This is a genomic window from Pseudoalteromonas phenolica, assembly GCF_005876835.1.
In the GTDB taxonomy this organism is placed as follows: Bacteria; Pseudomonadota; Gammaproteobacteria; order Enterobacterales; family Alteromonadaceae; genus Pseudoalteromonas; species Pseudoalteromonas phenolica_B.
Genome location: NZ_PPSW01000019.1, coordinates 25,851 through 38,825, shown reverse-complemented (window position 1 = coordinate 38,825; position 12,975 = coordinate 25,851). Strand labels below are relative to the sequence as shown.

Genomic DNA, 12,975 nt, shown 5'->3' with positions numbered 1-12,975 from the left:
TCGCTCTGTTATCTTTATATGGTTAAGAATAGCTTAAAGACTAGAGCTCTTTAATTTGTCCAAAGCTAAATTAAATTTTCTATCGTTACTGTCTATTGCTTGTTCTAATTCATGCAGTGACTTTTCACCTTTTTGATAGTCAATCTCTAGACGCAGTGACTCAATCGTATACGTCAATAACACAAGATAAATTTGCGGTTGATTGCCATTACTTGTTTTCTGTAAATTAAACTTATACTCGTTTAAATCTATCAGGGTTTCTTCTGAAAGTGTTCTATTTACCAGGCTTTGCCTCATAAAGGTGTTGAGGTAATCAGGAAATGGTAAAGGGTTTTTATCAAAAAAGTGTGCTCGTGTTTCATCTTCCTTTGGCAGATCTAAGTAAAACTCATACAGATCTTTAGAGTAATCATGAGAACTCTCAATGGCTGCAATCGTGGCTTGCATGAGCTTAATAACGTGTTCTTTTTCTTTTTGCTGCTCTTCTATGTTGGCAAATGCCATAGCTAATAACACACCAAATAAGGTGGCAATTAAGGTAAGGAAAAAATTAATACCTGTAGAAAATCGGTTAATGGCATCTTGGTACTTGGGCACAAAAGTGAGCATACCCAGTACAATCAGTAGAATGGTCAAAAGTGTATATAAAATCATATCCCTGAGCTCGATTTTTATTATGAGCCTGCATCATAACATGGTAAAAAAAAGGGGGCTAATGCCCCCCAAAATCACTATGAAGCTTAGGGAGTTATGCAAAGTGATATTCGTTAACACGCTGCTTATTTTTATCTAATAATGCAACGGTGCTTGTTGTTTGTTGAAAAATAGGAGTCGAGCTGTCAAATGAGTAACAACCTGGCTCATTATGGTTAGCGTAAATTTTTAGCTCAGAGCAGGGCTCCATTTTTGCCATTTGAGCAAAAGTAAACTCAGGCCCATCCTTGATACATATAGTCCAGCCAGATAAATCTACCCAAGAAGTACTTAAGTTGATTAACTCAATGTGATCTTTGTCTTTATTGCGGTTTGTATTTGTATCATGACTGATGTGCGAAATAATGATTGACTCATGCGCCTTGCGGCCATTAACCCAAGCACTAACCACGCTGCCTTCAGCATCTAATAATCTAATATGACAACCACATTGTTTGAAAACAGGGCTAGGCTTATTAAACATGAAAGTGCTTTGCTGCTGTTCAACTTTAAGTATTTGGCTTGGTTTAATATAGCTATTACGTGGGAAGGTGAACAAAGTCTCGCCTGTTTCCGCAAGCTCCAAGCGCCAGCTCTCAAGGTCAATAATAGCTGGGCCAGTATTTTTTAATTCAACACTTTCATTTGAGCTAGTAGAGTTCACGTACTCAATTTGAACTTGAAGTGGTGCCATCAGCTTAAAACAACTGTGCCAATATGATTGGATCGCACCATGTGCATGTCGCTGGTTCTGAAGATTAGGCAGAGAATTTAATGTATTGTTTTTAATTTGTTGATGCACTTTATCGAGCGCCGAGCGAGCATCTATTTGCCAAATTTCATTGGCCATATTTTGTCTGGTTTCAAAATTCACAGTTAGCTCCTTTAATCGCTTTATGAATATATTCATAAGCTGTAATACATTAAAACTAAAGCACTACACTTATCCGGCGGTAGTTTTGCTTTGGTTCTGGTTGCTTCCTTTCCTACTATTAATACGTGAAGTGACTTAATTTATTAGAAAAATTTAGTTGTTGCTTTGGCTGCCTTCAAACGCATTATGAGGACTAATTTATCCTAGATTGGAACAGATTTATACTACTTAATGCGATTTTTATGCTTAATTTTATTACATCATATTACAAATTTGCTTACATTGCTTTATGAATATATTCATATTTTGATGTTTATCAATGAGTTGTGATTTTTTTAATATTTTATTTTTAAAGTTTTAATGGGATGTCAAATTCAACCATAACGCCACCGTTTGTACGATTTTTAATCTTTAATTGACCCTGGTGCGCGTTGATCACTTCTGAACAAATACTCAATCCAAGTCCACTACCGCCTTGTTTTGTTGAAAAAAATGGCAGAGTCACTTGGCTGATTTTGCCCTGAGTGATCCCTTGACCTCTATCGACAACAGCAAAGCGAACTCGGTTATAATCTTTAACGACTTTGATACCTATACCGGACACATTTGAACCAGATTCATGGGCATTTTTAAGGAGGTTTATTAAAACTTGCTCTAGCTGTAAAACATCGAAATAGGCATATTCGCATGGCAAATCAGCCAATAGTTCAAAGGCATAGAGTTTTTGGACGCTCTGCAGTGTATCTGCAAGGTTTTGTTTGCTGATATTTGGTTTTGGCAAACGGGCAAATTCGGCATACTTTGCGATAAAAGCGTTCAGATTAGAGGCTCTTTGGCTAATGGTTTGCAAAATATCAGGGAGTAAATCAAGATGCGAATTCTTTTCTAAAATGGCTTCAGCTGACGATGTGAGCGAAGAAATTGGGGCCAATGAGTTGTTTAGTTCATGACTAATTAAACGAATGGCGTTTTTCCAAAGTTGTAGCTCTTCTTTACCAATTTCTAAAGATAGGTCTTTGCATAAAACAAGCTGGTGTGGCTGATGGTTATAAGTGACGGTTTGGTTGGCAATATAATAACTATGCTTTAAGTCATTGTGTTCAAAGCTGACAATGCCTGAGCCTTGATCAAGTAAAAAGGAGCGAATTGGTGCACTGACGTTATCAAGTAAGCCATATAGCTCTTTGCCTTTTAATGAGCCTGCAACTTGTAATAGCCCGTTCGCCTGTTGGTTGTGATAGACAACTTGTTTGAACGGGTTAAAAAGCACAATTGCCATAGGCGAGGCTTGAACAATGCTATCTAGCAAGTGCTCTTTTTGGCTTAAAGTCTGTCTTTGCTCAGTAAGGTTGCGAGCAAGGTCGTTATATAAATCTAATATGGGTGCTAGGTGTTTATCGCCATCAGGGTGAATACGAATAGAAAAGTCGCCATCTTTGAAGCTTTTAATGCCATCATGTAAAGCATCAAGCTGTTTTTGTTGAAAGCTGACAAAATAGAGTAGAGCAGAAGATAAGCATATAAATGAAGAAGTAAACGCAACAGCGGTTAGCCAAAGCCCCTGATATCCGAATTGACCACCCGCTGCATAAATGAACCAAAAAACCGTAAAGCAGGCCAGTAAAGAGTAGCCTGTTTTGTGTAATAAACTTATCTCATTGTGCTGCATTACTTTAATCCGAACTTTTCCATACGACGGTAAAATGCCTGACGGCTCAATCCTAAACTACGTGCTGCTTTAGCAATAATACCTTGATGTTTATCGAGTGCACTTTGGATGTCTTGCAAACTGTATTCGACTTTCTCTTCGACCGGCACTTTTGACAGTGTAATCCCCAAATCTTTACTTTCAATGGTATTGTTTTGGCAAAGTAGTGCGGCTCTACCAAGCACATTTTGTAATTCTCGTACGTTGCCAGGCCACGAGTGCGCCATTAATGTGTGTTCAGCATTGGCACTGAGCGTTTTATCTGAGTCAAGAAATGATTGCACTAACAAGGGAATATCGTCTTTTCGTTGGGAAAGAGGCGGGAGTTTTAACTCAATCATATTGAGTCGATAGTATAAGTCTTCTCTAAACTCACTGTTGGCGATGGCTTGAGGCAAATTGCGATTGGTTGCACTGACAATTCTTACAGAGACTTTACGAGTTTTGGTACTCCCTACGCGTTCAAATTCGCCACTTTGTAAGACTCTAAGCAGTTTTTGTTGCCCAGATAGTGGTAAGTTGCCAATTTCATCTAAAAATAAAGTGCCACCATTGGCCGCTTCGAAGCGACCTTCTCTGGTTTTGGTTGCACCAGTATATGCGCCAGCCTCTGCACCAAATAATTCTGCTTCGATTAAATCAGCAGACAATGCGCCCGCATTTACTTTTATAAATGGGGCATCTTTATATTGGCTATTGGCGACGATAAGCTCAGCAACTTTTTCTTTACCCGCACCATTTGGTCCAGTTATTAAGATGGGGGCATCTGAATGGGCAACTTGAGTGGCCATCTCAACGAGGTTAATCATGCTGTTGTCGGCGAATACCATACCTGCCAGATCGAAGTTATCACTAAGGTTTTGTAACCGTGATCTTTGCTTAACGTGATTGTTCAGTTGCTGCTGTTGCAGTTGATAGCTTTCTCGCAAATTTTGCACTGTTGTGAGGAGCTTTTGATCTTCCCAAGGTTTGGCAATGTAATCGGCTGCGCCATCTTTTATAAGTGCCACAGCCATTTCAAGGTTAGTCCATGCAGTGAGTAGAATGATAGGGAGGTCTGGATCAAAATGTCGAATCCGGTGGTAGAGTGCTTCACCTTCTTCGCCCGAGGTCGTGTCTTTCGTGAAATTCATGTCTTGAATGACGAGATCAAAACCACCTTGTTGCAGTTTCGTCATACCTGCTTCTGGGCAAGTTGCACCATCGCACTCAATGTCATTAATTAAAAATAAAACCCTGAGTGCTTTTACTATGTCAGGGTTGTCGTCGATGATCAGAACTTTACTTTTCTGCATATTGTTTTTCTTTTTTGTGCTAGAGAGATTTATTTCTCTCTAGCTTAGTTTTATTATTTATCGGTTTAACTGGCTTTAGTCACTTGCGCAGGCGCAATTAACGTTGCCTTTCTGGCGGGTAAATAAGCCGCAAAGCAAGTTAATAGCCAGACAAACAAGGTGACCAATAGGCCAACAATAATGTCAGGGGTACCTTGTACGCCAAGCGTCTTTAACAGTGCTATATTTAGCCATAAAGATAAAAAGAAGCCTATCACCAAGCCTACCAGTGCCAGCAGCGAGTTTTCAATAATCAAACTTTTTAACACCATATGTTTACTTGCACCAAGCGCTCTTAAAATACCGAAGTTCTTATGACGCATTTTGACTGAAAACGTAACAAGCGCAATAATACCTAATGAAGTGATGAGCAAAGCTAACGCACTGATAGCAAACATCACAAAAGCGAAGCTACTTCTGCCATCCCATAAACGCTTTTTAGCACGAGCAGAAAACTCTACACGCGACACGATACGTCCAGGCTCTTGATAAAGTTGAGTTTCTAGTATTTCTAAAATTTTTTCTGAGGTGTTTGGCTCAACACGAATAATATAGTTTATTTCGTTGTTTCGACCATAAATAGCTTCAGGAATGACCATACTGTGATACCAAACCTGTTCATAGGTGGCGACTTCACCCAGCATTTTATCTTCAAAAGTACCAATAATTTGATAAGGCGTTTTGGCAGTATTTAAAAACACAGTTTGGCCCAGAGGCGAAGCATCTTCAAATAAAGCTTTTGCTAAATCATCGCTGATAAGCGCAACGCTTGCTGGCGTGGTTGCGGCATCTCCTGTGACAAACTCATTTGCGTAGAAGTCACGACCACTACTGATATTGAGCATTAAAGAACTTACGCCTTGTTGGTCAACACCAAACAGCCCAGTAGCATGATCTTTGGCATTTTCATCAAGGTTATCAGTATAAACTGCATTGCTTGAACGACGTGTATCAATGACATTTTCTTCGCCACTATATGTTGCTGATATAACTTCAGGTAGGGCTCGAATTGCTGTTAAGTCGCGCTCAATTAATTGCCCTTTATCGACTTGGTCATCATAAACGTTGGTGATCACATTTAAGATTTGTTTTTCTTCAAGTTTTGATGGAATTAACCAGTTTTGCAGTGTTGCATAACTAATGTAAGCACTATTGCTTACGATCATGAGTGTAATGGCGACTTGGAATATAATCAGTATCGAGATACTTTTTTGTTTCAGAATTAATTTTAAAATATGCTTTAAAGACATGCCTACCCCCTAAGCTGCGATGCTGGTGAAATACCGCTTATACGGTAAACCGGATATAAACCTGTAGTTAAAATAGCGGCATAAATAAATACACCAGACGTCAATGCAAAGCTGTAATCCATACTAAATAAATGTTTAACCAAACTTGGATCTGCTGCGTAGTCCATCTGATACATACTGACTTGGAACATCAGTTCAAGGCCTAAGTGGGCGAATAGCACACCTGCAATAATGGCTGCGAAGGCAATTAAACTTATTTCAATAAGGTGTATTTTTACGATATACCAGCGACTCGCACCAAGTGCACGATAGAGCGAAACCAGTTTGTTCTTAGACTGGTATTTCGCAAGCAAAATGCCAACAGTATTCACTAAGCAAATTGCGAATAGCAGGTAAGAAAACTGCAGATAGACTTTTTCCCAACTTATTAATTGTAAAAGTTTGTCGAGGAGAAGCTGTAAATTGTTAAGCTTATATTTTTCCTTATGAGGAAACCGACCAAGTCTTGCTTGCTGCTGTGTATAATTGCTTGCCCATAGAGTCGCTGCGGCGAGTTGTTGCTGATGATTTTGCTTATCGAACTCTATCCAAGTTTGAAGATAGCCACATTCAGCAGATTTAAGTGCTGAAATATTATTTTCGCGATACTCTCTTATATGGTTTTCTTCTTTTGTTTGGCAAGGCATATAACCAACCCGAGGTAGGTTCATCCTTTCTGCTGTAGCTATAGGAACAATAGCCAAGTCAATGTATCGAGTGTTAAAGCGCACATTGGAAATGCGATATTTGAACTTTGATAAATCCATTACACCAACAATTTTTAGAGGTTGTTTTTTAATTTTGATAAATTGTCCAACCGAGTTTTCACCAGAGAAAAAGTGGTCATTGACCTTTTTATCAATCACAATAACGTCGCTCTGTGATTGTGTTTCTAACCAAGGTGCACCATAAATAAAAGGTACATTAAATACATTAAAATAATCGATATCAGAGGCAGATGCTGTGGCAAACATAGGCCGTGCGCTATCTAACTGCTCTGACTCTAAAATAAAGCGCGTGTCATAGTTAAATGATAGGTGCTTATAGTCTAAATCGGCACTTTTAAGTGCCTGAGCATCTTGAAATGTTAGTGGCGGATAGCGAAACTGATTGACAAATTCGAAGTCATTGTCCAAATAGTTCAGGCTAAAATGATGCATTTGTGAAGCTTTATCAGTCAGCACACTTTGGCCAAATAAACTTACCGTGGTACTCATTGTGAGTAATAATGTAATACCGATCACCAAATTAGCTATCATCAAAATAGTGAGTTTGCCTTTTTGTTTAACGCCTTGCAGGGCGAGTTGAAATAAATCTTTCATGTCGCACCTATGCTCTAAACAGCTAAATCAGTAAGTTGGCTTTTGTTGATATCGGTTAACTGGCCATCGAGAATTTGAATATTGCGATGTGCGCGTTGGGCCAGTTCATTATCGTGCGTTACCATTAGCAAGGTCGTACCTTGTTGATTAATCTCTTGCAGTAAATCCATCACTTGGCGTGCCATATGGGTATCAAGGTTACCTGTTGGCTCATCGGCTAATAAAAATCTAGGTTGCCCTGCAAGTGCACGCGCTATCGCAACACGCTGTTGCTGACCACCACTTAATTGTGCAGGAAAGTGTTTACCTCGACTAGCAAGGCCTACCATTTCAAGGGCATTTTCGATGCGTTGCTTACGCTCATGGCTTGGTAGCCCTCTGAAAATTAAAGGCACTTCAATGTTGTCGTAAAGGTTTAATTCGCTGATCAGGTTAAAACCTTGGAAGATAAAGCCAATTTTTTCGTTTCTGATTTTAGAAAGTTGGCTGTCGCTTAATTTACTAACATCCTGTCCATCCAAAAAGTATTGACCTTTATCAAAAGGTTCGAGCAAACCGGTTAAGTTTAAGAAGGTGGTTTTACCTGAACCTGAAGGGCCAGTGACAGCGATGAAATCTCCTTCATTTACCTCAAAGTTGACGTCAACCAAGGCGTGGGTTTCGATAAGCTCGGTGCGATAAATTTTGCTGATGTTCTGCATTGATAACATGATATTTTCCTTTTAATTACTAAGCATGACGTTTTGTTGGTTTTGAAACGCAGCAAGACTTGAGATGATGAGCTTATCTCCGGCTTTCACGCCCGATGTTAACTCAACTTCATGAATACTTTTAGCGCCAATGCTGATTGATTGACGGTGTGCTTGTCCTTCGTTTATTAAGTAGGCAACTTTTCCAGCGCCTGTTTCGACAAAAGCACCGCGCTTGATTTTTAGGACATCTTGTTTTTGTGACAAAATAAGTTGCGCACTGACACGTTGATTTTGTCTAAGTTTCTCTGGTTGTTGGTCAAAGCGAATGCGGCCAGCGACACGGCCCTGTTCAACTTCGGGAGAAATTGCCACCAAAGTTGCAGGGTAAGTTTGTTGATTAATTTGAATGTTTGCGGCTAAGCCAATTGCCAGTTCATCGGCTAAGTTTTCAGGAATAAAGGCTTCGACTTCAAGTTCTGATAAATCAACCAGTGACATCAATTCAGCATCTCGTTGCACATGTTGTTTTTGTTGCACGTTCACAGTGCCAACAATGCCACTTAGCGGTGATTGAATCGTTAAAGCCGCCACTTGGCGCTCTAGCTCTTGCGTTAAGTGCTGCTGACGGGTTAGCGCTAGTTCGGCAATTTTAAGCTCAAAGTTAAGGCTTTTTTGCTCTAAATCGAGTGCTTCAATCGCATGCTTTTTATTAAGTTCAGCACGTTTTAGCGCAACGATTTTCTCTTCGAGCTCCAATTTTGAAATGATTTGTTTTTTAATACTGGCATTGGCACGCTCCATGGCACTCGATGCCGCTTCAAGGTCAACGCGTGCTAATTCAGCTCGCTGCTGGGTATCGAGTAAACGTTGCTCTGTGGTGATTTTCTGACGATTAAACTCTGTCTCTAATCGCGCCAGAGTTGCTTGTTCTTGCAGTAACTGATTTCTTAACTCAGGGCTGTTAATACTCAATAAGTCTTGCCCTTTATTAATTTTATCGCCCGCTTTCACATATAAAGTGACCGTACCCGGTGCAATGGCATACACTGCAGGGTTAATTGCTGCCAGTGTTTTTCCTTCTACTCGAATGTCTTCGAGCATATCACCACGTTCAACAATGGCAGTTTGGATAACTGATTGTGAAACCACTAAATCAGTACTTAAAAGTTGACTAAATTTGGGCACTGAATAAGCCGTTAATGCTGTTGTGGCTAGTAAGCCTGATGCAAGCAATAACCACTTTTTGCTATTTCGACGTGGTGCTACTTGCTTGTCTTGTCCTTGGGTGTCTCTGATCACAGCTGTCCGCCTTAAAAATAATACCTGAAAGATAGTTAGGTATTACAAACAGCGTGCCAACACGTAAGGTTCTGAAAGTATTGGCTTTTTACTTTTGTGTGAATGTCGGTAATTAATATCGGACGGTCAGTCGGACAGATTTCGGACGGGTGTTAAACTGTCCGAACACAATTGTGGACATGCGTTATGATCAAGACAGCCCCCAATGCCGTACTTTGAGGGTAAAGTGATAAAAAACAATGCAGTGGCGAAGTGATGAGAAATAGAGTGAGACGTGCCCCGAAACCACAAGACAATGCTTATATTCAGGAAGTACTGAGTGCCTTGAAATCTAATCCTGAAAAAATCGAGATATTGGCGCGTAATTGTGATGAATATAAGCAGCAAATGCATTTGAAGCGGGGGTTTTTAAGGGCGATTGAACGACTTGAATGGGTGATCCATGCCAGCAAAGATATCGAGCAATTTGAAAAATCGATACTTGCCGATGACTATATCGGTGAAGTGATCAGACGCTATCCGCTCTTGTTTAAGGGTATAAAGAGCTAAGGGTATAAAAGCCAAAGGTCTAAATCACTTCATGTTTTAACACACCATATGTAAAGCAGTCAGTAGTGCCAGAGGGAAGGTTCATATAACTTCTGAGTCTTCCTTCTCTTTTCATCCCCAGCTTTTCCATGAGTTTCCACGAGGCTATGTTATCTACAGCGCAAATCGCGTTAAGCTTGTTCAGTTCAAACTGAGTAAAGACTTCTTTAATTAAAGCGCTGGCCGCTTCGAACGCATAGCCTTTGCCTTGGTACTTGCCTGCTAATCGATATCCAATTTCGCCACACTGATTTTCTACAGAAATAAACTTGAACATCAATTCACCAAGTAACAGGCTACTTTCTTTACACTCAATCGCAAGTATTAGTCTTTCACCTTCTCTGCCTTCCCAGGGCAGTTGAGCTTGTGCGATCCGCGCTTGCGCATCAGCAAAAGTCGCGGGCTTGCCAATATAGCGAGAGGTATAGGGGTCGCTTCTATGTGCTAATACTGCCTCTAAATCAGAGACTTTAAGTCGGCGGATAATCAGTCTCTTTGTTGTGAATTCCATTTCTTTTTATCTCTCACATAGGGTTAGGTTTAATGATAGTTTTTTCCAGCAAAGCCATAGCACAATTGAGCAAGTTAGTACGATAAGGGGCAATATATGTTGGCTGCTAAATAAAATAACATTAGTCAGCCAAGCTAAGGCCGTGAAAAATAATAACTCTATTGCGCCTACTAGCGCATTAGCTGAGCCAGCTTTTTCTGGTTGTAATAAGCCAATGATGTGCATATAACTCGGAAAATATGCGCCAAACACCATCATAATTAGCGTGTAAGCAAATAGCATAACTAACGCACTGATATGGCTAAACTCGAAAATAAACGCAGCTATTGGCAGGGCAGGCCATAGTAATTTGACGATTTTCATATAGCTCATACGCTTTTGCATTATTTTTGCTAAAGACGAACCGACTAACAAGCCCGCCATAGGTAGCATCATCGCGTAGCCAATTTGCTCTGTATTAAACTGAAACTGTGCCTGTAAATAAAAAGGTAAATACAGCTGAATGGTCAGATATAAGTAAGTAGGTAACCACTTAAAATTTGCCAGTAAGATTAAATTTTTATCTTGTAACAGCGATTTATATAAACTCGCCAACGCTCGAGGTCTAATAGAGTGAGCATTGTTTTTTTGTGATTTAGGAAGGATCACAAAGCCCAGCCACAACACCAGTGCAAAATGTAGCACCATAATAAATGAGAGGCCTTGCCAATTAATAAGTTGCGCGAGTGTACCTGCTATCATGGGTGAAAGTATTGCTGTGATCGACGCTGCCATTGCAAGGCTTGCCATCGCACTTTTCAATTTCGCACCAGTTAAATACTGCGCTAACAAGGTTCGACTGATCAAAACTGGCGAAGCTGAGCCTATCCCTTGTAAAACTCGGCCTAGCAGAAATTGCCAATTTGACTCCGCAAAACCACATATTAACGTGCCTGCTACTAAAATGAGCTGTCCAACGATTAGAATTTGTCTGTCACCATATTTATCTCTCAAAGGTCCAGCAATTAACTGGGTTAATCCAAGCGTGATAAAAAAGCTTACGATCACAGCTTGGCTGGCACTGGAGCTTAAAGCCAGATCTGTAGCTATGTCTGGTAAAACAGGCATATAAAGCTGGCTTGCAAACTGAGAGCAAGACATCAATAGCACCGCAAGGAACACAATAGAGGACATAACTTTTCTTAAAAAACGAACAGATGCACAAAATACTGGGTTTTTACTTTCTTAAAAATAAGGTAATAATAAAAATACTAGTTCCTGATAGGAAATAATAAATGGATTGGTTATCTGCAGTAAAAAGTTTCGAACTTGTCGCCAACACTAAAAGCTTTACATCGGCTGCCGAGCAACAAGGTATTTCGGCCTCAGCGGTAAGTAAACGCATTGATTGGTTAGAGAAGCAATTAGCAACCAGCCTATTTGTGAGAACCACTCGACAAGTTAGTTTAACCGAATCAGGACAAGGTTTTCTGCAAAAGGCATCGCCTTGGCTAGCGCAATTTGATGCCATGCTGGAATCTGTAAAAAGCGCCCACGAAGAGCCACAAGGCGTGCTAAAAGTCGCGGCAACGCAAGCTGTTGGTAGCTCATTGTTAATGCCAAACATAGAGCGGTTCTTGCAGAAATATCCAAAAATGTCGGTGCAATTAAATGTACTCATTCCAGGTAATGATCCTGATTTAAGTCATGATCTAGTGATCACTCGATATCATGAAGAGTTTGACTCTGTTTCGCACAAAGGCACGCACTTAATTGATTATCAAATGAGTGTGTTTGCCGCACCAAGCTATTTAGAAAAACACCCACCAATCAAATCAGTTGAAGATTTAGCAAAGCATAAAATGTTGCTTAATAATTACTATCAGCAAAAAGGGGGGATCTTGTTAGAAAATGGTGAGTTCGTTTCTTTCAATAATTATAACTTTGTATCTGAGAATCTAGACGCAATTTTGAAAGCCGCAATACAAGGCATGGGCTTAATCTTTATTTCTCCTGATTATGTTGAGAGAGAGTTGGATATGGGCGTACTAGTGTCGGTTATGCCAAGTGTGAAAAGCGAAGTGAATCGTTTGTGGGCGTATTACCCTAAAACAAGCTTTACGCCTTTAAAAACAAGGATGTTTATCGATAATTTGAAGCAGCAGATGAAAGGGTTTAGGTTGTGAATTATTGTTGAATTGGCAATTAAATGTTTTTTTTAGTGCTTATTAATGAATAATTTAGAGTTTTAACTCCTTTTGTTACATTTTATTGGAAAGGAAAATACTTACTGTGTTCGATTTTTTCTGAGCTTGTTTTTTAATAAACTTCATAAATTACTGAAAATATTTGTTTTTGTTGTTTTTATTAAACTCGCCCCATCTGGTCTGATGACTGTGTTATGTAAAGCTTTTTATTCAAATTAAAGTGTTTCTGATTCTAGTAAATCCACACTTCTCTCCATTCGACTTTAGTATATGTCCATGTAAAGTATAGAAATATTCATATAACTTTCATATTTGAACGCTTTTTGTTCAGTTTTAACTCTACTGCTGTTTATTTCTTGAGCGTGAAAATGTCACAATGTTAAAACTTTGTAATTTTAAATTTATGTTCTAGACTAATTTCGATCCGTTAACGGGTACATCTGTAACTTATAAGTTAATTTAGTTAAAAAAATACAACA

Annotated in this window: 12 protein-coding genes; 2 read left to right on the top strand and 10 right to left on the bottom strand. The window is 39.5% G+C overall.

Annotation, left to right across the window (positions count from 1 at the left end):
- Nucleotides 1-33: 33 nt before the first annotated feature.
- The 8 genes from C1E24_RS12470 to C1E24_RS12430 form a co-directional block, all read right to left on the bottom strand.
- Nucleotides 34-654 (bottom strand): hypothetical protein, encoded by a 621-nt coding sequence (locus tag C1E24_RS12470; protein WP_138481930.1) that lies wholly within the window; start codon nucleotides 652-654, stop codon nucleotides 34-36.
- Between the two features lie 94 nt (nucleotides 655-748).
- Complete coding sequence (locus C1E24_RS12465) at nucleotides 749-1,567, bottom strand: lamin tail domain-containing protein (protein WP_171040890.1); 819 nt, start codon at nucleotides 1,565-1,567, stop codon at nucleotides 749-751.
- A 349-nt stretch (nucleotides 1,568-1,916) separates the two neighbouring features.
- A complete protein-coding gene (locus C1E24_RS12460) occupies nucleotides 1,917-3,236 on the bottom strand; it encodes a sensor histidine kinase (protein WP_138481926.1) in 1,320 nt (439 codons plus the stop codon).
- The gene (locus C1E24_RS12455; protein WP_138481924.1) at nucleotides 3,236-4,570 is read right to left on the bottom strand and encodes a sigma-54-dependent transcriptional regulator; all 1,335 of its coding nucleotides are present in this window, start codon (nucleotides 4,568-4,570) and stop codon (nucleotides 3,236-3,238) included. The genes C1E24_RS12460 and C1E24_RS12455 overlap by 1 nt, the downstream gene beginning before the upstream one ends.
- A 65-nt stretch (nucleotides 4,571-4,635) precedes the next feature.
- A complete protein-coding gene (locus C1E24_RS12445) occupies nucleotides 4,636-5,859 on the bottom strand; it encodes an ABC transporter permease (RefSeq protein WP_138481922.1) in 1,224 nt (407 codons plus the stop codon).
- 2 nt (nucleotides 5,860-5,861) lie between these two features.
- A complete protein-coding gene (locus tag C1E24_RS12440) occupies nucleotides 5,862-7,220 on the bottom strand; it encodes an ABC transporter permease (protein ID WP_138481920.1) in 1,359 nt (452 codons plus the stop codon).
- A gap of 14 nt (nucleotides 7,221-7,234) precedes the next feature.
- Nucleotides 7,235-7,930 (bottom strand): ABC transporter ATP-binding protein, encoded by a 696-nt coding sequence (locus C1E24_RS12435; RefSeq protein ID WP_138481918.1) that lies wholly within the window; start codon nucleotides 7,928-7,930, stop codon nucleotides 7,235-7,237.
- A 12-nt stretch (nucleotides 7,931-7,942) separates the two neighbouring features.
- Nucleotides 7,943-9,211, bottom strand: a complete 1,269-nt coding sequence (locus tag C1E24_RS12430) for an efflux RND transporter periplasmic adaptor subunit (protein WP_138481916.1) — start codon at nucleotides 9,209-9,211, stop codon at nucleotides 7,943-7,945.
- Between the two features lie 255 nt (nucleotides 9,212-9,466).
- On the opposite strand from C1E24_RS12430, the gene C1E24_RS12425 reads away from it, so the two are divergent.
- Nucleotides 9,467-9,760, top strand: a complete 294-nt coding sequence (locus C1E24_RS12425) for a hypothetical protein (protein ID WP_138481913.1) — start codon at nucleotides 9,467-9,469, stop codon at nucleotides 9,758-9,760.
- Between the two features lie 19 nt (nucleotides 9,761-9,779).
- Here the strand turns inward: C1E24_RS12425 and C1E24_RS12420 are convergent, their stop codons facing one another.
- On the bottom strand, nucleotides 9,780-10,310 hold the full coding sequence (locus tag C1E24_RS12420; RefSeq protein WP_138481911.1) for a GNAT family N-acetyltransferase: 531 nt from the start codon (nucleotides 10,308-10,310) through the stop codon (nucleotides 9,780-9,782).
- Nucleotides 10,311-10,316: 6 nt separating this feature from the next.
- Nucleotides 10,317-11,483 (bottom strand): MFS transporter, encoded by a 1,167-nt coding sequence (locus tag C1E24_RS12415; protein ID WP_138481909.1) that lies wholly within the window; start codon nucleotides 11,481-11,483, stop codon nucleotides 10,317-10,319.
- 101 nt (nucleotides 11,484-11,584) lie between these two features.
- On the opposite strand from C1E24_RS12415, the gene C1E24_RS12410 reads away from it, so the two are divergent.
- The gene (locus C1E24_RS12410) at nucleotides 11,585-12,475 is read left to right on the top strand and encodes a LysR family transcriptional regulator (RefSeq protein WP_138481907.1); all 891 of its coding nucleotides are present in this window, start codon (nucleotides 11,585-11,587) and stop codon (nucleotides 12,473-12,475) included.
- The last annotated feature ends 500 nt before the right edge of the window (nucleotides 12,476-12,975 follow it).

Coding starts and splice junctions, on each gene's coding strand:
- C1E24_RS12420 (WP_138481911.1), bottom strand. CDS start 10,310: ATGGAATTCACAACAAAGAGACTGATTATCCGCCGACTTAAAGTCTCT.
- C1E24_RS12425 (WP_138481913.1), top strand. CDS start 9,467: ATGAGAAATAGAGTGAGACGTGCCCCGAAACCACAAGACAATGCTTAT.
- C1E24_RS12410 (WP_138481907.1), top strand. CDS start 11,585: ATGGATTGGTTATCTGCAGTAAAAAGTTTCGAACTTGTCGCCAACACT.
- C1E24_RS12470 (WP_138481930.1), bottom strand. CDS start 654: ATGATTTTATATACACTTTTGACCATTCTACTGATTGTACTGGGTATG.
- C1E24_RS12435 (WP_138481918.1), bottom strand. CDS start 7,930: ATGTTATCAATGCAGAACATCAGCAAAATTTATCGCACCGAGCTTATC.
- C1E24_RS12455 (WP_138481924.1), bottom strand. CDS start 4,570: ATGCAGAAAAGTAAAGTTCTGATCATCGACGACAACCCTGACATAGTA.
- C1E24_RS12445 (WP_138481922.1), bottom strand. CDS start 5,859: ATGTCTTTAAAGCATATTTTAAAATTAATTCTGAAACAAAAAAGTATC.
- C1E24_RS12460 (WP_138481926.1), bottom strand. CDS start 3,236: ATGCAGCACAATGAGATAAGTTTATTACACAAAACAGGCTACTCTTTA.
- C1E24_RS12440 (WP_138481920.1), bottom strand. CDS start 7,220: ATGAAAGATTTATTTCAACTCGCCCTGCAAGGCGTTAAACAAAAAGGC.
- C1E24_RS12415 (WP_138481909.1), bottom strand. CDS start 11,483: ATGTCCTCTATTGTGTTCCTTGCGGTGCTATTGATGTCTTGCTCTCAG.